The sequence below is a fragment of the Cryobacterium zongtaii genome (genome assembly GCF_002909375.1).
Classification (GTDB): domain Bacteria; phylum Actinomycetota; class Actinomycetes; order Actinomycetales; family Microbacteriaceae; genus Cryobacterium; species Cryobacterium zongtaii.
Genome location: NZ_PPXD01000023.1, coordinates 59312 through 77345, shown reverse-complemented (window position 1 = coordinate 77345; position 18034 = coordinate 59312). Strand labels below are relative to the sequence as shown.

The following is an 18034-nucleotide window of genomic DNA, read 5'->3' as shown; positions in this document are numbered from 1 at the left end:
CCCTTGGTTCGGATCGGATGTGGCTGGTATTACGAGCCAGACCCACGGTGCAATTGACGGGACCAGGGTCCCCGTCGGAGCAGACAGTATCCCGGTCGAGGCAGACCGTCGGACCCCAGAGAGGGGGTGATTGGCCGAAGTCGTCAGGGTCACGCCGCGAGGTCCGGAGGGAGTGCTCGGCTGGACAGGTCGCGTTCCCAGCCCGCCCGGCCTCGGCTGACTACGCGGTGGGCCCTGAGCCGGCCGAGCACCGTGAGCAGCCCGTAGCAGACCACGTCGGCCGCGCTCGCCGGGCCGCGCACGGATGCGACGAGGGACCTGATGCTTCCGGCGGTCGTGGACTCGGTCCCCAATTCCGAGACCCCCCGATACTGGCGGGCGAGAACGGCGACGAGGCTGGCGACGGTCCGGGGTGTGAAGACCCGCACGGGAGAGCCGGTCGGTACGACGACCTTCTCGTCGGAGCGGAAGAGGCTGTCGACGTACGAGTCGTCGGCCGTGACGTCGGGGAAGCGGTCGAATCTGCCGTGCCCTGACGCGTTCAGGGCATAGGCACCGGCGCCCCAGACGGCGTCGCGATTGGTCGGTATTCTGCGCCGCGCGCGGTAGTAGCTCTTGACCAGGGCCGACGCGCCTGTGGTGTCATAGGTGTACTCGGGGCGTGCGGCCAGGATGCGCCCGGTCCCGAGAGAGTCGAAGATCGCGCGCACCGTGGTGGGTTCGATCGCCACGTCTGCGTCCAGGTAGAGACGCGGCCAGGCGTGGGCGGCGGCGTCGCCGACGTTGAGGGCCGCGGTCTTGGATGCTGTCTCGATGTCGTACACCGCGACGCCGGGGAACCGGCGGGCGACCGACGCCGTGCTGTCGGAGCAGCCGTTGCAGACGACGATGATCTCGGCCTGGTTCAGGGCCGCCATCGGGGCGATCAGGGCGAGGGTACGTCCGATCGTCGCGCGCTCGTTGTGGGCGGGGATGATGATGGTGCCGGCCGGCGTGGCGGACCTGCCCCACGGGCCGGGCTCTGTCGTGGTGACCGCGACCGGCTTTGGGGGAGCGGCCGGCGCCGTCCTCCAGGCAGATCCCGTCAGCAGGGTGCGCACGATCGTGCGCTGGGCGGGGTCGGTCCAGTGCCGGGCGGCGGTCACGGCCAAGGCAGCCTGGAAGGCGAGCGCGTAACCGAAGGACCGATAGCGGCGGGTGAAGCGGACCTGGTTCGCGGCGAGCAGCGCCGCCAGCGCGGGCGGGCGGACGCCGGGGCTGGCTTCGGACCTGATGCGCGCGGCAGGTTCGTACCAGATCGGCGCCCCCGTCTCACGCACGCGGCGGAAGTAGTCCGACTCCTGGGCGGCGGTGAACCGCTCGTCCCTGTCGCCGACGAGGTCGTCGACGTCCCGGCGCACCAAGAGCCCGGTGTCGAACCCCCAGCGCACTTGATGCGCATGCTCGTAGCTCTCAGCGTCGGTGTACACCGAGCTGAACCGGCCTCCAGAGCCGGAATCGTCCTTTTCGACGGTTGCGCCGAGGAGGGCCCGGCTCACCGTGGGTTCCTTGGGCAGGTGCCGACGGGTGGCGCCGTCACCGGTGAGCAAGCGGGGTACCACCGCGCCGGCGCCGGCGCGGTTCATCCGGTCGACCATGGTTCGCAGCGCGCCACGCTCCACCTCCCCGGTGCCGTCGAGCACGAGCACAGCGTCCGCCCTGCCGATGTGGGCTCTGGCGGCATTGATCGAAGCCGCATGGCCGCGGTTTCGTTCCGTTGGCACCAGGATCACGTCCCGTTGGAGCAGCAGCTCGGGCCGGGAGGTGCGACCGGGGTCCCCGCCGGTCACGATGCAGCGCAGTCGGAGGTCCTGACACTCCGCTCGGAGTTCCTCGAGCAGCGGGAGGACGCTGACCGTGCTGTCGGCGACGACAACGACGGCCACGTCGGCGTGCTCGTCCGGGTCGGCGAAGCCGACGAATCGGTTCTCTGTCGCACCATCGTGGGGGTGGACACCGATCACCGCCGGAGAGGGTGTCCAGGGGGCGGCGATCGACTCCCGCCGCCGCACCGCGAGGTAGGCAGGTGGGCCCTGCACGAGGTACCGGGTGCACAGGCGCCGGGGTTCCAGTGCGAGCCGCCACGCCCACTCCAGTCCGTGCGCGGAAATCCAATGCGGAGCCCTGGTCACCCGTCCGGCGAGAAAGTCGACGACGGCGCCGAAGGCCAGCAGCACGCGGGAGCCCGTCGCCAGCCCGTGTTCTGCGATCCACAGCTCCTGCCGAGGCTTTCCGAGTCCGACGATCAGGAGCTCGGTGTCGGCATCGCGGATCTCGCGGGCGATCGCCTCCGATCGCACCGAATCGTTCAGTTCGTCCCTAGCGGGAGCCCAGAGACCGGCAACGCACAACGCTGGGTATCGAGCGGCGAGCTCGGCGAGGAGGCGGTCGTGGGTGTCGGCCGTCCCGCCCAGAAAGCCGATGCGGGTGCCGCGGCTTTCGCACAGCGCCAAGATCGGTCCGATCAGGTCGCTGCCGGCCAGGCGCGGCCAGGCGCGGCCGGTGATGCGGCCGGCCTGCGCGGCGAGCGGGGCACCATCGATGAGGTTCAGCCAGGTCAGCTGGCTGTGCCCCGCCTCCGGCGCCGGTACGTCGTCGTCGAGCGTTCCCGACCAGTCGGCACCCGCCCCGAAGTGATGCACATGGTCGAGGTTGATCGACGTGACCGCCAGGGGCGGGATGTCAGGCGCCTCGAGGTGCTCGGTTATCCGTTCCATGGAGTCGCTGAATTCGAGCAGGTCCACGGCGGACCCGCCGAGGACGATTCGGGCTGTATCAAGAGTCATGTTCGCACCACCGAGGGAGACCAGGCATGGATAAGGGAAGGGAGGGTGTGCAGATGCCGGACAACGAGATGTACACGGGCCTGCCTGTCAGTCCTGCGCGGTGAATGCGCCGAAGAGCACGTAGCTGGACCCGCCGGCGACGGCGGTGACGGCGAGGGTGATGGAGTCGTCGCCTCGCGCGAAGCTCAGCGTCGTCGACCGTTTGGCGGCGGTGGTCGGGGACTCCAGAAGACCCAGCGGAGCGAAATGCTGCCGGTAGAACGCCAGGACGTCGGTGGTTCCGAGTGACGTCCTGGCCTCCAGAGCGGCCTGCATACGGTCGCCCTCGGTCGCGACGGACGTGTTGTCGATAACCGACTCTGGGATGCCGGGCATGACGTCCGTGGGGAACCCGCCGACCACGGTTCCGGTCGAGCTGGCGGTGGGGGGAAGCGGCAACGAAACGAGGGTGGTCCGGGGCTTCGATGGTGGCAGGATGACGCTCTCAGGCTGCTCAGGGAGCACTTCGGTCGACGTGCGCGGCGCGGCGTCGGCTTCGCTCCAGCGCTCGCCGTCCGCGCCGGTGTCCGTCGGCTCCTCCTCAACCGGAGCGGGCGTCGCACTGTCGGTGTCGGCCGGCGTCGGGGTGACACTCCGCTCGGAGGTCGGTTGCGCGGTGGGCGACGTCGACTCCGCCACGCTCTGGATCCGGTCGGTCGGGGGCAGCAGCTGCGCGACCACGACGCCGGCGCTGGCCACCAGCACCGTGAGGCCGAGCGCTGCCAGGCCGAGCTGACGCTTGTTCATCGGCGTCGCCGTCGAACGAGGAAGCGGTCGGCTGCGAGGCAGCCGGCCGCACAGAGGGGTCGACAAATAATGGTTGTGGTCACGTTCCATCCCTGCATTTCGGGTGTACAGGTTCAGCTCGGATACAGCCCGCGGCCGGAAGGGTAAGGCCCGGCACGGACTCGTGTTCAAACCTGAGGCAGGCTCAGGTCCTCACGAGGTGACCATAGCCGGGCAAGCGACGAGCCGCTGTGACCTTATCGGGGGGTAAAGTGACGCGGCTCGGGGCGGACTGGTGTCATTCCGTCGTCCCGCTGCGCCACTCCTTGATTCGGTCGACCCCGCGCTTGCCGACCAGGAATAGCAGGGTTGACTTCACGGCGGCGCGAGAGGATTCCCGCAGCAGCCTGGCTGGCCCGCTCAACAGGCGGTCGCGGAGCAGGTCGGTACGCGTCGGCTGGTCAAGATCGGTGGGCAGGGTGGGGAACAGGGCGGCGTAGCCGTTCGACGCGACGAGCCGGCCGCGAACCCGGTTGCTGACGTTGCTGCCGTGCACGACCTGCAGCCACGCCGGTGGGCCGGATACCGTAACGCTCGGCATGGACCGAGGGAGCAGCGTGTGCCAGTCCGCCCAACAGGTGACGGGATCGTTCCAGGTCTCCCTGACTGAGCAGAACGCGTTGAGCTTGTCGACGCGGAGGAACAACCCGTCGGGACCGAGGATCAGTCCCGACGCGAGGTACAGCGCCGAGCGCGGCCCCCTTGGAGGGATTCGCTGTAGGCGGTCGACAAAATCGGCGGCGAGCCCGTCGTCGTTGTCGAGATTCGTGGTCAGCAGGTCGGCGGAGGGTGTGGTTCGCCCGGCGCGGATGTCGTCGAGAATGATGGCCGGGGTGACCTCTGCTCGGTAGATCGGCTCGAAGACCTGGTCCCGCACGAACGGTGCCAGGCGTTGGACGAGCCATTCGGGGCTGTCCGGGTCGAGGTAAACGAGCCAGCGGAAGTTCTGGTTGGTTTGAGCGCGCACCGACGGCAGGCAGTATTTCTCGAAGAGGTCGGCGCGGCCGGTGAGCCATCCCTCGCGTTGGCGCACTCGACCCTCTGGGCCCGGGGTCGGCAGGTTGAACCTGGTGATCAGGACGTGATCGACCGTGGGGGGCGCCGTCGCGGGGTCATCCAGACGGGTCGCGTTCTGCCCGCGTTTGGCAGTCATGAGCGCACCACCGAGGGAGACCAGGCGTGCGGGATGAAGAGGCGAGGTTGGCTGGCCCCGTCGATGGAGATGGACCAGACATCGCTGTCACCGACGACATCGGTGCGGGCCAGCCCGTAGAGCAGTGTCGAATCATCCAGCCACTCCACCTGGTCGTCGACGTTGCCGGGGGCGGGGAGGAGAGTCTCCACCCCCGTCTCGAGATCGAGCACCGCGATGGACCAGACCGGCGACGCAGTGCCGGTAACGACCTTCTTGTAGGCGATATGACGACCGTCTGGGGAGAGCGACGGGCACTCGGCGCTTTCCCGGATGGCCGTCAGGGTGCGGGCGGTCAGGTCGCCCCGCACCAACCAGGTGCGTCCGGCCGAGGCCGCCGTGGCATAGAAGGTGGTGTCGTCGCTGCCGAAGGTCACGCCCCAGATGTTGCGGTCGGCCGCTGTGATGCGCTCACCGTCCACCAAGAGAGCGAAGTCTTCGAGATTGCCGTAGTCGGTGCCGTCGATTGTGGAAATCGTCGTCTGAGTCGAGAACGCGACCGTCCCATATGATTCCCCGGTCACGAACGCTGTCACGGCGACGAGGTGGGAGTTGGCGGATACCCGAGTGCGGCTGGGGATGCCGGGTAACGGCCAGGTGCGGAGCTCGGCGGCGTCCGCACCGCGCAGGGTGGCCGCGAACGTCGTGACGATCCCGCGGTCGATGTGGAGGCACATCTCCACGACTGTGGTTGCGTACACCCTGTCGCACGCCTGGGCCGTCACCGAGCGCTCACCGGCGGGATCGGCGAGCGGGACGAAGGCGACCAGCCCGTACCCGTCGCCGGATGCCGTATTGCGGAACACGATGCGGTCTCCTGTCGCCGCCGTGTCGGTGGTGACCGCCTGCACGGCGTTCCCGCCGGTCCGTCGTTCCTGGGAGCCTGCCCAGGCCACGATGCCGTAGCCTCCGGCTCCGCCGAGGAGCACCGCGCTGACCAGCACGGCGGCGATGGTGCGTTTGCGTGCGGTCATGTCGTCTGCGTCCGGTCGAACGCGCCGCGCAGGACGAGAGCGGCCAGCGGGATCAGCAGGGCGAGTGCGCCCGCGATGATCAGCATGGCGTCGCCGCGGCCCACCGCGAACCAGAGCACACCGAATCCAGTGGACGCGATCAGCCGGGTGGCGGCAACGACGGTCTGGGCGGAGGCGATGGCTGTCGCACGGCTGGCCTCAGACGTCGACTGGGCCGCGAGCGCCGCGAGGATGCCGTCGGTGGACGCATAGAACACACCGAGGGCTATCAGACAGAGAATCGTCGTCGGAAGCCCGGCAACGGGGACCGCTGCAGAGGCGTAGGCAGCCAGGAGCGCGAGGTGGCCGCAGACGAAGACCCCGGCGCGGCCGAACCTGTCGGCGAGCTTGCCCAGCGGGATCGCAAGGAGGAGGAAGACGACGTTGGTGCCCACGTAGAGCAGGGGAAACCAGGCCGCCGCGAAGGCATCCCGGCTTTGCAAGACCAGGTAGATGAACCCGTCACCGATGGTCACGATGCCCAACAGTCCCGCGGTGAGGAGCAGGCGGCGCAGCCGCGGATCCCTCAGCTGAGCCCACCTGAACGACGCCCGGGAGGTGCCGGGTGCGGCGCGCTCTGCCGAGGGACGGGTGTTCGGTACGACCAGGCCGAGCACAAAGACGCCGACGATCGCGAAGGCGAGCGATACGACAAATACAGTGTCGTAGCCGTCCGGGATGGCGAACAGGATCGCGAAGGCGAGCAGTGGCCCGACCGCGGCCCCGACGGTGTCCAGCATGCGGTGCACTCCGAAAGACCTACCGAGGTTCTCCGGGAGCGATGACGCTGTAATCAGCGCATCGCGCGGGGCGGTCCGGACGCCCTTGCCGAGGCGATCGACAGCGATGACGGCCACCAGGGACGTGAATCCGGTTGCGAAGAGAAGTCCGGTGCGGGCCAGGGCAGACAGACCGTACCCGAAGAACGCGATCCATTTCGGCTGGTCCCCCCGGTCCGCCGCCCAGCCGCCGGCGATGCGCACGATGGCGCTGACGCCCTGGTAGATCCCGTCGAGAAACCCGTAGGCGACTGTCGACAGGCCCAATACTCCCGTGATGTACAGCGGAAGGATTGCCGACACCGACTCCGAGGAGACGTCAGTGACCAGGCTGACGATTCCCAGCGCGATGACGACGGACGAGACCCGTGTCGCGACGGGGCGTCCGGGAGGGGAGGCCGTTCCTTGTGCCGACCCCCGGTCGGAAAAAGAGATGTACACGGGCCGGCCGCCGTCAACCCTGCGCCGTGAAAACGCCGAAGAGCACGTAGCTGGATCCGCCGGCGACGGCGGTGACCGACAGGGTCACCGAATCGTCGTCGCGGGCGAAACTGAGCGTTGTCCCGCGTTCGGTCGTGGTCACCGGGGTTTCGAGGAGTCCCAGGGGCGCGAAATGGTGCCGGTAGAACGCGAGGACGTCGTCGGTGCCGAGTGTGGTCCTTGCCTTGAACGCGGACTGCAGACGGTCGCCCTGCGTCGCCACCGAGCTGTTGCCGACGAGTGAGTTCGGGATCCCCGGCATGACATCGGTGGGGAACCCGTCCACAACGTCGCCGAGGGAGTTCACGGTTGGGGGGAGTGGCAGCGAGACGAGCGCGGACCGGGGCTTCGACGGCGGCAGGGTGACGTCGACCTGCCCGGGCGGGAGCACCTCGGTTGAGGTGCGGGGGCCCACCTCGGTATCGGTGTCGGGTGCGGGGTCGGCCTGCGGTCGCTCCGGAGCAGGCGGCACCGTCTCGTCGATCCGCGCGGTCGACGTGGGGGCGCCGCTCTCGGCGGCTGTCGGTGGCGCCGTGGCCGACGGTGTGGATTCCGCCACCGGGCGAATCCGGTCGGATGCCGGCAGCAGATGGGCCACGATCATGCCGGCCGTCGCCACTGCCACGGTGAGGGCGAGCGCGGTGAGCCCGAGCTGACGCTTGTTCATCCGGACTCACGTTCTGCCAGGAGGACGCCGTCACGTTCGTGAAAGTGCTCACCGGTGGCCGGGCAGGTCAGCCGGCCGTCCTCAGCTCTCCGCAGCGGGATCCCCGACCGACCGACCCAGCCGATGCGTCTGGCCGGTACGCCGGCGACGATGGCGTAGTCCGGGACATCCTTCGTCACCACGGCGCCGGCCGCGACGAGCGCCCAACGGCCGATGCTGACCGGTCCGATGCAGACGGCCCGCGCACCGATGGACGCGCCCGTGCCGACGTGCACACCCACCGGATGCCAGTCCTCTGCCATTTTGATGCTCAAATCGGGGTTGACGGCCCGCGGAAACATGTCGTTGGTGAACACCACGGCGGGACCGACGAAGACGCCGTCTTCCAGGACCGCCGGTTCGTAGATCAGTGCGTAGTTCTGTACCTTGCAGTTGCGTCCGAGGATGACGCCGGGTCCGATGTACGAGCCACGCCCGAGGATGCAGCCGCTGCCGATGGAGGCATTTTCGCGCACCTGGGCGAGGTGCCACACGCGTGTCTCAGCGCCGACTTCCGCGGCGGGGTCCACGTCGGCGGTCGCTTCGATGAGGGGGTGCCCGGCCGTCTCCGGTGCGGGTATCACGAGCGTCGACCTTTCGCGGGGCGGTGGGAGGCTGTGGGGCAGCCGGCCGCACGGAGGGGTCGCCGCAAAGTATTTCTTTTCACGTTCCATCCCTGCATGTCGGGTGTACAGGTGCAGCTCGGACAGAGCCCGACGCCGGCAATAGCGCACCCCGGAGACGGACTCGTGACGAGACCTGGCGCACGCCCAGGTCCTCACGACGTGACCATAGCCGGGCTGGGAAGGAGTCGCTGTGACCTTATCGGGGGGCAATTCCGAGGGGGCGGAGGGTGCCGTCGTGTTCGCTGTAGTGTGCGCCGGTCACCGGGCACCTGAAGAGTCCGGGGCCGACGTTTTTCAGGCGGGCGCCGCTCTGACCGACCCAGTGCACCCTCGTGGCGGGGATGCCGTCCATCAGGGCGTACTCGGGGACATCGGCGGTCACCACAGAGCCGTCGGCCACGATGGCCCAGCGCCCGATGGTGAGCGGTGCCACGCAGACGGCGTTGGCACCGACGGATGCGCCGGTGCGCACGGTGACGCCCACGAGGACCCAGTCCGCCGCGGACTTGAGGCGTCCGGACGGCACAACGGCGCGGGGAAACCTGTCGTTGGTGAAGACGGCCCCCGGCCCGACGGACACCCGATCCTCCAGCAGGGTCGGTTCGTAGAGCAGGGCGAAGTCCTGCACCGTGCACTGGCGGCCGAGGATGACGCCAGGCCCGAGGTACGCGGCGTACCCGACCGCACAGCCGGGGCCGACCCGGGCGAATTCGCGGACCTGTGCGCGGTCAGCCACCGTGCTGCCGTCGCCGAGCACCGCTCGGGGGTCGATGTCGGCGGACGGTGCGATCCACGTCGCTCTCACGGCGCCGGCGTCTGTCGTCACGAGTATCCCTTGCAGGTTGGGAGCCGGATGCCGCGGGGCACGTGCTGTCGTCGGCCTGACCGGGGCGACAGACACGAGTGAGTTATGCTCAGTTCTGGTGTGCGCTGCAGGGAACATAGCGCGTGCCTTCCGGCCCCGCTGTGACCACTCCAGGGGGGGTCTAGGCCAGCCTGGCCGGCCTGGTGACGTCATCCCGGGGCAGCTCGTCGACGACTGCGGTGACGGTGAGCGCGTTCAGTGCCACGGCGGCGCCGGCCGAGGACAGGAAGGCGGTGTCCGCGGCGTCCCGGCCCGTGGCGATGCGCATAAGCGATTGCCGTGGAGCGAGCCCGGTCGCGTCGACGACCTGCCAGGCACCGTCGAGGAACGCCTCGGCCACGGCGTGGAAGTCCATCGGCGACAGCCCAGGGGCGTAGACCGACACCAGGCGTGCGGGCACGTCGTGCGCGCGCAGGAACGCGATGACGAGGTGCGCGTAGTCGCGGCAGACGCCCTGCCGGGCCAGCAGGGTGCGCACCGCGCCATCCGTGGGCAGGCTGGCGCCGGGCACGTAGTTCAGGTGCGTGCCCACCCAGGAAGTGATCGCGTCGAGCAGGGCGGTACCGGTGAGCCCACGGAACTCGGCCTGGGCGGTAGGCCAGAGGTGGTCGGATTCGCAGTAGCGGCTGGGTCGCAGGTATCGGACAAGGTCGATGTCGGACACTTCTGCAGGCTCGGACTCGCCCGATACCTCCACTGTGTAGTCGATGTCGATCCGGCCGGCCTGCACCGACACGAGCTGGAGTCGCGTTCCGTGCACATCGAGGATCTCCCGATAGGCCAGCGTGGCGCCGTCCTGCACGATGCGCAGACGTTCCGTGGCGTTCGCGTCTGCGGCGACGACGACGGACAGGACCAGCTCGGCGGGCCCGAACGCATGAAGTTCCAGGTGCGCGGAGGCGGAGCGTTTCATGTCCACATCGTGGCATAAAAAAAGGCCACCTGCGGTAGAAGCCCGCAGATGGCCAAGTGGCCCCGACCGGCGTCGATCCGGTGACCTTTCGATTTTCAGTCGAACGCTCTACCAACTGAGCTACAGGGCCTCGAAGGCGACTCGAGAGATGCCTTCGAAAGGACGAAAAGCCCCTTCTTTCGAAAGGGCTTATCGCCTTGGCGACCCTGACCGGACTTGAACCGGCGACCTCCGCCGTGACAGGGCGGCGCGCTAACCAACTGCGCTACAGGGCCAAACTTTGATGCTTTGTTTCTTGTGATTCTGCGGTGTTGCTGTCTAACTTTTTGTGCCGAGTACAACCTACAGTATCCGTAGCCCCAACGGGATTCGAACCCGTGTTAACGCCGTGAAAGGGCGCCGTCCTAGGCCGCTAAACGATGGGGCCTTGCTTACCGGAAGCTGATGACTTCCGACGCATAATCATAAGTGTTGGCAGAGCGATAGTTCAAATCGGCCCCAGCGTCCGGTGCGCGTGGTGCCGGATTGCGGGTTCGTTCGCCGCGTGATTCCGGGCCAGAACCCGAATCGGACCCGATTCTCAGCTCGGCGTGTCGCTTTTCACCGCGCCCACGAATGGGCGGCAAACCGGAGCACCCTGGGGTTAGGTTTTATTCGAACCCTGGCCACTCAGCGGGGTTTGTTATTGTGACGAGAGTTACCACAGTGACGAATGTGACAAAGCACGAGCCCGATCGGGGAGTTATGAAGCGCACGGCCACCGTGATCAGCCGCGGAGTCAACGCCGGCCTCAGCCGGCTGCGGCCGAACCGGCAGCAGCCCCGACGCGGGCGCATCAGCGTCCGCCGGGCGACCATGGGCGTGACCGGCTTCGCCGCCGCCCTGACCCTCGCGGTGACCCTCGCCAGCCCGATCAGCCCGGCCATGGCCGTGGACTACCCGAGCTGGCCAGACGTGCTGGCCGCCAAGTCCAACACCAACGCTGCCGCCGCCCAGGTCACCGAGATCCAGAACCTCATCGCCGGCCTGCAGACCGAGGTGGAACGCACCCAGGCGGAAGCCGAGGCCCGCGGAGTCGAGCTCCAGACCGCCCAGGAGAAGTTCGACGACGCCAGCCGTCGCGCCGGCGACCTGCAGGCTCAGGCCGACACCAGCAAGACCGAGGCGGACGCCGCGACCACCCAGGCCGGTCAGCTTGCCGCGCAGCTGTACCGCACCGGCGGCACCGACCTCAGCGTCAACCTCTTCATCGACGGGCAGAAGAGCGGCGAGGGTGCCGACGAGTTGCTGTCCAAGCTCGGCAGCATGAGCAAACTTGTCGAACGCAGCACCGACGTCTACGACCAGGCCCAGACCGCCAACAACACCGCTCAGGCCCTGGGCGACCAGGCCGCTGTGGCCCAGGCCGAGCGCGAGGCCCTCCGGATCGAGGCCGAAGCCGCCATGGTGGCGGCCCAGGAGGCGGCGGACGCCGCAGCTGGTGCGCTGGCCGACTCCGAAGCGCAGAGCGTGATCCTCGAGCAGCAACTGCAGTTCATGCAGGACGCCCAGGCCACCACTACCGCGGGTTACGAGGCCGGCGTCGCCGAACGGGCCCGGATCGCCGCGGAAGCCGAAAAGGCGCGCCTCGCCGCCATCGCGGCGGAAGCCGCACGCGCCGCGGCCTCCCGACCCGCCCCCTCGTCCGGCGGCTCAACCGGATCTCCCGGCGCAGGCCTCAGCGGCGGCCAGGTCGGCAGCCAGGGTTGGGGTGTTCCCGCCGGCGGACGCATCACCGACGGCTATGGCGCCCGCGCCGTGCTCTGCGGCAGCGGCGGCTGCAGCGGCGGTTTCCACTACGGCACCGACATCGGCACCGGCTGCAGCGCTCCGATCTACGCGGCAGCATCGGGAACCGTCGAATACGCGGGCCGCAAGGGCACCTACGGCAATTTCGTCCAGATCAGCCACGGCAACGGCATCATGACCGGCTACGCCCACATCCGGGACGGTGGCATCTTCGTCTCGGTCGGCCAGCAGGTCTCGGTCGGCCAGAACATCGCCAGCTCCGGCACCACCGGCGCCTCCACCGGCTGCCACCTGCACTTCGAGGTGTTCAGCGGCGGCAACCGGATCAACGCCGTTCCGTTCATGTCCGACAGGGGAGCGCCACTTGGCTGAGCACACGTCCACCCGCCGCTCGCGGCGTACCTCGGCCGCGCTGCTGTCGGCAGCGATGATCGGCTCCGTCACCGCCGCGGCCGGCGTGGCCGTGCCGGCCTTCGCCGACGAGGACTACCCGAGTTGGGACGAAGTTGCCAAGGCCAAGCTGAGCGAGGCCACCAAGGCGAAGGAAATCGAGAACCTCACCGGACTGCTCAAGGGCCTGCAGGAGTCGTCGGCGGTGGCGTCGCAGGGCTCCCAGATGGCCGCGGAGGCCTACAGGGTCACCCAGGACGACCTCGATGCGGCCACGGCCCGGGAGGATAGCCTGGACAAGCAGTCCGCGGTGGCGCAGAAGGCCGCTGACACGTCCAAGATGCGCGCCGGCTTAATCGCCGCACACCTGGCCAAGACCGGAGCCCAGGACCTCTCCCTCAACCTGTTCCTCAACGGCAACACCGCCGACGACCTGCTCAGCCAGCTCGGCACGGCCAGCAAGCTCAGCGAGCAGTCCGAGACCATCTACCGGCAGGCCGTGCAGGACAAGAACACCGCGGAATCGCTCATCGCCCAGGCTGCCGCCGCCACCGCGGAACGCAAGCGCCTCAGCGCGGAGTCCAAGGAGAAGTACGAATCGGCCAGCGACGCCGCACTGGGCGCCCAGGCCGCACTCGACGTCGAGCTGAAGAAGTCGTCGGAGCTTTACGAACAGCTGGCCCTGCTGAAGGACACCACCGCCGACGTGGAGCGCGAGTACCAAACCGGGCTGGACGCCGCCGCATCCGCCGCCGCGCTGGCCAAGGCCCAGGCCGCCGCTGCGGCCGCCGTCAAGAACAATCCGCCGGCCGCTTCCGCGCCCGATGCTCCGGCCGCTGCGGCTCCCGCGGCTCCAGCTCCCGCGGCTCCAGCTCCCGCCGCTCCGGCTCCCGCCGCCCCTGCGGCCCCGGCTCCCGCTGCTCCGGCGCCGCCGCCCGTCGTGTCCGCCCCGGCCGCACCCAACGCTTCCGCCGTCGGCACCGCCATCGCCTTTGCCCGTGCGCAGCTCGGCGACGCCTACAAGCTCGGCGGCTCCGGCCCCGACGTCTGGGACTGTTCCGGTCTGACCAAGGCCGCCTACGCGGCCGCGGGCATCTACATCGGCACGCACTCGGCGACCAACCAGTACAACACCATGGCCGGTCAGGGCAAGCTCGTCTCGTTCTCGCAGGTGCAGGTGGGCGACCTCGTCTTCTGGGGTTCGCCGGGGAATTACTATCACGTGGCCATTTATGTCGGCGGCGGACAGATCCTCGAGGCGCCGGACGTGGGCAAGCCCGTTCGGGTGCACAGCATCTGGTCGCCAGGCCAGGTCGCGCCGTACGTCGGCCGACCGTCCTAAGCAACAGACCCCGGCACACAGCAGAAGCCGCCTCCCTGATGGGAGGCGGCTTCTGTCGGTTCAGCGCGTCGCTGTGGGTCAGTGACCTTCGTCGACGAGCTTCTTCAGGCCGTCGCGCACAATCTGGTCGGCCTCGGCGGCGTCGCCCCAGCCCTCGGTCTTGACCCACTTGTTCGGCTCAAGGTCCTTGTAGTGCTCGAAGAAGTGCTCGATTTCCTTGCGGGTGTACTCCGGGATGTCGGTGACGTCCTGGATGTAGTCCCAGCGCGGGTCGCCGGCCGGAACCGCGATGACCTTGGCGTCTGAGCCGCCGTCATCGGTCATGTTGAACACGCCGACGGGGCGTACGGACACGCCGACGCCGGGGAACAACGGGAAGTCGAGCAGCACCAGAACGTCGACGGGGTCGCCGTCCAGGCCCAGGGTGTTCTCGAAGAACCCGTAGTCGGTGGGGTACACGAAGCTCGTGTACAACACCCTGTCGAGGTAGACCCGACCGGTTTCGTGGTCCACCTCATACTTGTTGCGGCTACCGCGTGGGATTTCAATGACTGCGTCGTATTCGGCCATGGCCTGATATCTCCCTTATTCGAAGTCTGCGGATAACGTTACTGGATGGAGTCCACCCGCCGCCCGCGACTGTCGCCGGCCATCGCCGACCTGCGCCGTGCCGTGCGCGAGCTGCTGCCTGAGGCCGGTCTGGTCCTGGTGGGGCTGAGCGGGGGAGCGGATTCGCTGGCCCTGGCCGCCGCGACGGCGTTCGAGGCGCCCCGGGCCGGGCTCACCGCCGGCGCGGTGATCGTGGACCACGGCCTGCAGGCCGGCTCGGCCGACATCGCCGCCGTCGCGGCCGGACAGGCTCAGTCTCTCGGCCTGGATCCGGTGCTGATCGTGCCGGTGACGGTGACGCCAGACACCGGCGACGGCCCCGAAGCCGCCGCGCGGACCGCGCGGTACGCCGCGTTCGAGCAGGCACTGGCCTGCACGGGCGCGATCGCGGTGCTGCTCGGCCACACCCTCGACGACCAGGCCGAGACCGTGCTGCTAGGCCTGGCCCGCGGCTCGGGGGCGACGAGCCTGAAGGGTATGGCGTCGATCAGCGGGCCGTACCGGCGGCCGCTGCTGGGCATCCGCCGCGTCGTGACCCGGCAGGCCTGCCTGGATGCGGGCCTGCCGGCCTGGTCCGACCCGCAGAACGCCGACCCCCGCTACGCCAGGGTGCGGGTGCGCCAACGGGTGCTGCCGGTGCTCGAGGCGGAGCTCGGGCCGGGCATCGCCGAGGCGCTCGCCCGTACCGCCGAGACGCTGCGTGAGGATGCCGACGCCCTCGACGCCATGGTGCGGGACCTCGTCGAGGAGATCTGCGAACCGGCCGAAGCCGGCATCGGGGTGTCCGTCGCCGCGCTGGCCGTGCACCCGGCGGCCCTCCGCCAGCGGATGATCCGCCTCGTGGTGGCGCGGGAGTTCGGGGTTGCCTGGGAACGCAGCCACACCTTGGCCGTCGCCAGGCTCGTCACCGACTGGCACGGGCAGAATGCGCTCGACCTGCCAGGCGTTAGAGTGGAACGTCTGGGGGGAACGCTCGTGTTTTCTGCTCCTCGACCCACCTAAACAAAGGACTCTTCCACTCCCATGGAACCTCGTGACATTGACGGCGACCTCACCGAAATCCTGATCGAAGAGACCGAGATTCGCGCTCGCCTGGCCGAGATGTCGCGGCAGATCGAAGCGGACTACGCCGGCAAGGACCTGCTCCTGGTGGGCGTGCTCAAGGGCGCGGTTATGGTCATGGCCGACCTGGCCCGCGAACTCGTGCACCCCGTCACGATGGACTGGATGGCCGTCAGCTCCTACGGGTCAGGCACCCAGTCCAGCGGTGTGGTGCGGATCCTGAAGGACCTCGACACCGACCTGCACGGCCGCCACGTCCTCATTGTCGAGGACATCATCGACTCCGGCCTCACCCTGTCCTGGCTGATGGCGAACCTCAAGTCCCGCGGGCCGGCCTCGCTCGAGATCTGCGCCCTGCTCCGGAAGCCCGACGCGGCCCGCGTCGAGATCGACGTCAAGTACCTGGGCTTCGACATCCCCAACCAGTTCGTTGTCGGCTACGGTCTGGACTACGCCGAGAAGTACCGCAACCTGCGCAGCGTCGGGGTGCTGGCTCCACACGTGTATTCCACCGGCGAGTAGGCTCCGCTGCACCACGTCCTCCAGTTCACCTTTGGGCGAACACTCGGTGTTCCCCCAGTACGAGAGCGGTAGCCTGTGACCACCATGAACGTCAAGAAACTTCTGCGCGGGCCGCTCCTCTACATCATCCTGGCTGTCATCGCCGTCTGGGTGGGGTCGAGCCTCCTGACCATGTCTGGCTTCCGCGAGATTTCCACCCAGCAGGGCCTGGATTTCTTGAAGGACGGGAAGGTGTCTGAGGCGAAGATCGTCGACGGCGATCAGCGCGTCGACCTCACCCTCAGCAAGGCCGATTCGACCTACGGGGAGCAGGTGCAGTTCTACTACGTGGCCCCCCGCGGCGAAGAGGTCGTCGCCGCCGTCACCGACGCCGACCCGAAGGACGGCTTCACTGACGAGGTTCCCCAGGCCAGCTGGTTCCTGTCGCTGCTGGGCATCCTCCTGCCGGTGCTGCTGATCGGTGCGTTCTTCTGGCTGATGCTCTCCGGCATGCAGGGCGGCGGCAACAAGGTCATGCAGTTCGGCAAGTCGAAGGCCAAACTCGTCTCCAAGGAGACCCCGCAGGTCTTCTTCACCGACGTCGCCGGCGCGGACGAAGCCATCGAAGAGCTGCAAGAAATCAAGGACTTCCTCAAGGAACCGGCCAAGTTCCAGGCCGTCGGCGCCCGGATCCCGAAGGGCGTGCTGCTGTACGGTCCTCCCGGAACCGGAAAGACCCTTCTGGCCCGCGCCGTCGCCGGCGAGGCAGGCGTTCCGTTCTACTCGATCTCCGGTTCCGACTTCGTCGAGATGTTCGTCGGTGTCGGCGCCAGCCGGGTGCGCGACCTGTTCCAGCAGGCCAAGGAGAACTCCCCGGCGATCATCTTCGTCGACGAGATCGACGCCGTCGGGCGCCACCGCGGCGCCGGCATGGGCGGCGGCCACGACGAGCGCGAGCAGACCCTCAACCAGCTCCTGGTGGAGATGGACGGCTTCGACGTCAAGACCAACGTGATCCTCATTGCGGCCACCAACCGGCCCGACATCCTCGACCCGGCGCTCCTGCGTCCGGGACGTTTCGACCGTCAGATCGGCGTCGACGCCCCCGATATGCTCGGCCGCAAGCGCATCCTGGAGGTGCACTCCAAGGGCAAGCCGATGGCCGCCGGCGTCGACCTCGAGGTGCTCGCCCGCAAGACGCCGGGCTTCACCGGCGCCGACCTGGCGAACGTGCTCAACGAGGCCGCACTGCTGACCGCGCGTTCCAACGCCCAGCTGATCGACAACCGCGCCCTCGACGAAGCCGTCGACAGGGTCATGGCCGGTCCGCAGCGCCGCACCCGCGTGATGCGCGACCAGGAGAAGCTCATCACCGCGTACCACGAGGGCGGGCACGCTCTCGTTGCCACGGCCATGCGCAACACCGACCCCGTGACCAAGATCACCATCCTGCCCCGCGGCCGCGCCCTGGGGTACACCATGGTGATGCCGCTCGAGGACCGCTACTCGGTCTCTCGCAACGAGCTTCTCGACCAGCTCGCCTACGCCATGGGCGGCCGGGTCGCCGAGGAGATCATTTTCCACGACCCCACCACCGGCGCCTCGAACGACATCGAGAAGGCCACCGCCACGGCTCGCAAGATGGTCACCGAGTTCGGCATGAGTAGTGATGTCGGACCGCTCAAGCTCGGTTCGGCCTCCGGCGAAATGATGTTCGGCCGCGATATGGGCCACCAGCGCGACTACTCGGAGCGGCTTGCCGAGCGGGTGGACACCGAGGTGCGCCAGCTGCTCGAGAACGCGCACGACGAGGCCTACACGGTCATCAACGCCAACCGGGCGATCCTCGACGACCTGGCCGCGAAGCTGCTCGAACACGAGACTCTCGACCAGACAGCGCTGGTGGAGATCTTCACCGACGTGCAGAAGCTGCCGCCGCGCCCGCAGTGGCTCTCCAGCGACAAGCGCCCGGTTTCCGACCTGCCCCCCATCGCGATGCCGACGCCGAAAGCGCCCATCGACGGTGCGGCGGTCGACGGTGGCGTCACCAGCGGCGGCGCCGATGCGGACAAGCCCAAGCGCGCCCCCGCACTCAAACCGCGCCCCGCAACCGCGTAG

General features: G+C 68.5%; 15 protein-coding genes and 3 tRNA genes. 5 read left to right on the top strand and 13 right to left on the bottom strand.

Annotation, left to right across the window (positions count from 1 at the left end; translation table 11 throughout):
• Positions 1 to 149 precede the first annotated feature (149 nt).
• The 12 genes from C3B61_RS14640 to C3B61_RS14585 all read right to left on the bottom strand — a co-directional run bounded on the left by C3B61_RS14640 (position 150) and on the right by C3B61_RS14585 (position 10651).
• A complete protein-coding gene (locus C3B61_RS14640) occupies positions 150 to 2825 on the bottom strand; it encodes a WecB/TagA/CpsF family glycosyltransferase (protein WP_103461338.1) in 2676 nt (891 codons plus the stop codon).
• 87 nt (positions 2826 to 2912) lie between these two features.
• Complete coding sequence (locus tag C3B61_RS14635; protein WP_103461337.1) at positions 2913 to 3611, bottom strand: hypothetical protein; 699 nt, start codon at positions 3609 to 3611, stop codon at positions 2913 to 2915.
• A 277-nt stretch (positions 3612 to 3888) separates the two neighbouring features.
• Entirely contained in the window at positions 3889 to 4803 is a 915-nt protein-coding gene (locus C3B61_RS14630; RefSeq protein WP_103461336.1) for a glycosyltransferase, read from the bottom strand.
• Complete coding sequence (locus tag C3B61_RS14625; RefSeq protein ID WP_103461335.1) at positions 4800 to 5816, bottom strand: TolB family protein; 1017 nt, start codon at positions 5814 to 5816, stop codon at positions 4800 to 4802. The genes C3B61_RS14630 and C3B61_RS14625 overlap by 4 nt, the downstream gene beginning before the upstream one ends.
• Positions 5813 to 7075, bottom strand: coding sequence for an MFS transporter (locus tag C3B61_RS14620; protein ID WP_103461334.1), 1263 nt, complete (start codon positions 7073 to 7075; stop codon positions 5813 to 5815). Before C3B61_RS14620 ends, C3B61_RS14625 begins: the two co-directional genes overlap by 4 nt.
• Positions 7076 to 7088: 13 nt before the next feature.
• A complete protein-coding gene (locus C3B61_RS14615) occupies positions 7089 to 7781 on the bottom strand; it encodes a hypothetical protein (RefSeq protein WP_103461333.1) in 693 nt (230 codons plus the stop codon).
• Positions 7778 to 8401, bottom strand: a complete 624-nt coding sequence (locus C3B61_RS14610) for an acyltransferase (protein ID WP_241990455.1) — start codon at positions 8399 to 8401, stop codon at positions 7778 to 7780. The genes C3B61_RS14615 and C3B61_RS14610 overlap by 4 nt, the downstream gene beginning before the upstream one ends.
• A 241-nt stretch (positions 8402 to 8642) precedes the next feature.
• Positions 8643 to 9272, bottom strand: coding sequence for an acyltransferase (locus tag C3B61_RS14605; protein ID WP_241990450.1), 630 nt, complete (start codon positions 9270 to 9272; stop codon positions 8643 to 8645).
• 160 nt (positions 9273 to 9432) lie between these two features.
• Positions 9433 to 10224 (bottom strand): transglutaminase-like domain-containing protein, encoded by a 792-nt coding sequence (locus C3B61_RS14600; RefSeq protein ID WP_103461331.1) that lies wholly within the window; start codon positions 10222 to 10224, stop codon positions 9433 to 9435.
• A 57-nt stretch (positions 10225 to 10281) separates the two neighbouring features.
• Positions 10282 to 10354 (bottom strand) — tRNA-Phe (locus C3B61_RS14595).
• 68 nt (positions 10355 to 10422) lie between these two features.
• Positions 10423 to 10499 (bottom strand) — tRNA-Asp (locus C3B61_RS14590).
• A 79-nt stretch (positions 10500 to 10578) separates the two neighbouring features.
• Positions 10579 to 10651, bottom strand: a tRNA-Glu gene (locus C3B61_RS14585).
• Between the two features lie 278 nt (positions 10652 to 10929).
• Between C3B61_RS14585 and C3B61_RS14580 the strand changes: the two genes are divergently transcribed.
• Together C3B61_RS14580 and C3B61_RS14575 are read left to right on the top strand one after the other, a co-directional pair.
• Positions 10930 to 12384 carry a peptidoglycan DD-metalloendopeptidase family protein gene (locus C3B61_RS14580; RefSeq protein WP_133159767.1) on the top strand — a complete coding sequence of 485 codons (1455 nt, stop codon included), beginning with the start codon at positions 10930 to 10932 and terminating at the stop codon, positions 12382 to 12384.
• The gene (locus C3B61_RS14575; protein ID WP_241990451.1) at positions 12377 to 13744 is read left to right on the top strand and encodes a C40 family peptidase; all 1368 of its coding nucleotides are present in this window, start codon (positions 12377 to 12379) and stop codon (positions 13742 to 13744) included. The genes C3B61_RS14580 and C3B61_RS14575 overlap by 8 nt, the downstream gene beginning before the upstream one ends.
• Positions 13745 to 13822: 78 nt before the next feature.
• On the opposite strand, the gene C3B61_RS14570 is transcribed toward C3B61_RS14575, so the two are convergent.
• Positions 13823 to 14314, bottom strand: a complete 492-nt coding sequence (locus C3B61_RS14570; RefSeq protein ID WP_088457321.1) for an inorganic diphosphatase — start codon at positions 14312 to 14314, stop codon at positions 13823 to 13825.
• 45 nt (positions 14315 to 14359) lie between these two features.
• On the opposite strand from C3B61_RS14570, the gene tilS reads away from it, so the two are divergent.
• The 3 genes from tilS (at position 14360) to ftsH (ending at position 18034) form a co-directional block, all read left to right on the top strand.
• Positions 14360 to 15355 carry a tRNA lysidine(34) synthetase TilS gene (gene tilS / locus C3B61_RS14565; RefSeq protein WP_103461329.1) on the top strand — a complete coding sequence of 332 codons (996 nt, stop codon included), beginning with the start codon at positions 14360 to 14362 and terminating at the stop codon, positions 15353 to 15355.
• Positions 15356 to 15376: 21 nt separating this feature from the next.
• The gene (gene hpt / locus C3B61_RS14560) at positions 15377 to 15937 is read left to right on the top strand and encodes a hypoxanthine phosphoribosyltransferase (RefSeq protein WP_088457319.1); all 561 of its coding nucleotides are present in this window, start codon (positions 15377 to 15379) and stop codon (positions 15935 to 15937) included.
• An 84-nt stretch (positions 15938 to 16021) separates the two neighbouring features.
• The gene (gene ftsH / locus C3B61_RS14555; RefSeq protein WP_103461353.1) at positions 16022 to 18034 is read left to right on the top strand and encodes an ATP-dependent zinc metalloprotease FtsH; all 2013 of its coding nucleotides are present in this window, start codon (positions 16022 to 16024) and stop codon (positions 18032 to 18034) included.

Coding starts and splice junctions, on each gene's coding strand:
- hpt (WP_088457319.1), top strand. CDS start 15,377: ATGGAACCTCGTGACATTGACGGCGACCTCACCGAAATCCTGATCGAA.
- C3B61_RS14615 (WP_103461333.1), bottom strand. CDS start 7,781: ATGAACAAGCGTCAGCTCGGGCTCACCGCGCTCGCCCTCACCGTGGCA.
- C3B61_RS14630 (WP_103461336.1), bottom strand. CDS start 4,803: ATGACTGCCAAACGCGGGCAGAACGCGACCCGTCTGGATGACCCCGCG.
- C3B61_RS14600 (WP_103461331.1), bottom strand. CDS start 10,224: ATGAAACGCTCCGCCTCCGCGCACCTGGAACTTCATGCGTTCGGGCCC.
- C3B61_RS14625 (WP_103461335.1), bottom strand. CDS start 5,816: ATGACCGCACGCAAACGCACCATCGCCGCCGTGCTGGTCAGCGCGGTG.
- C3B61_RS14570 (WP_088457321.1), bottom strand. CDS start 14,314: ATGGCCGAATACGACGCAGTCATTGAAATCCCACGCGGTAGCCGCAAC.
- tilS (WP_103461329.1), top strand. CDS start 14,360: ATGGAGTCCACCCGCCGCCCGCGACTGTCGCCGGCCATCGCCGACCTG.
- C3B61_RS14635 (WP_103461337.1), bottom strand. CDS start 3,611: ATGAACAAGCGTCAGCTCGGCCTGGCAGCGCTCGGCCTCACGGTGCTG.
- ftsH (WP_103461353.1), top strand. CDS start 16,022: ATGAACGTCAAGAAACTTCTGCGCGGGCCGCTCCTCTACATCATCCTG.
- C3B61_RS14640 (WP_103461338.1), bottom strand. CDS start 2,825: ATGACTCTTGATACAGCCCGAATCGTCCTCGGCGGGTCCGCCGTGGAC.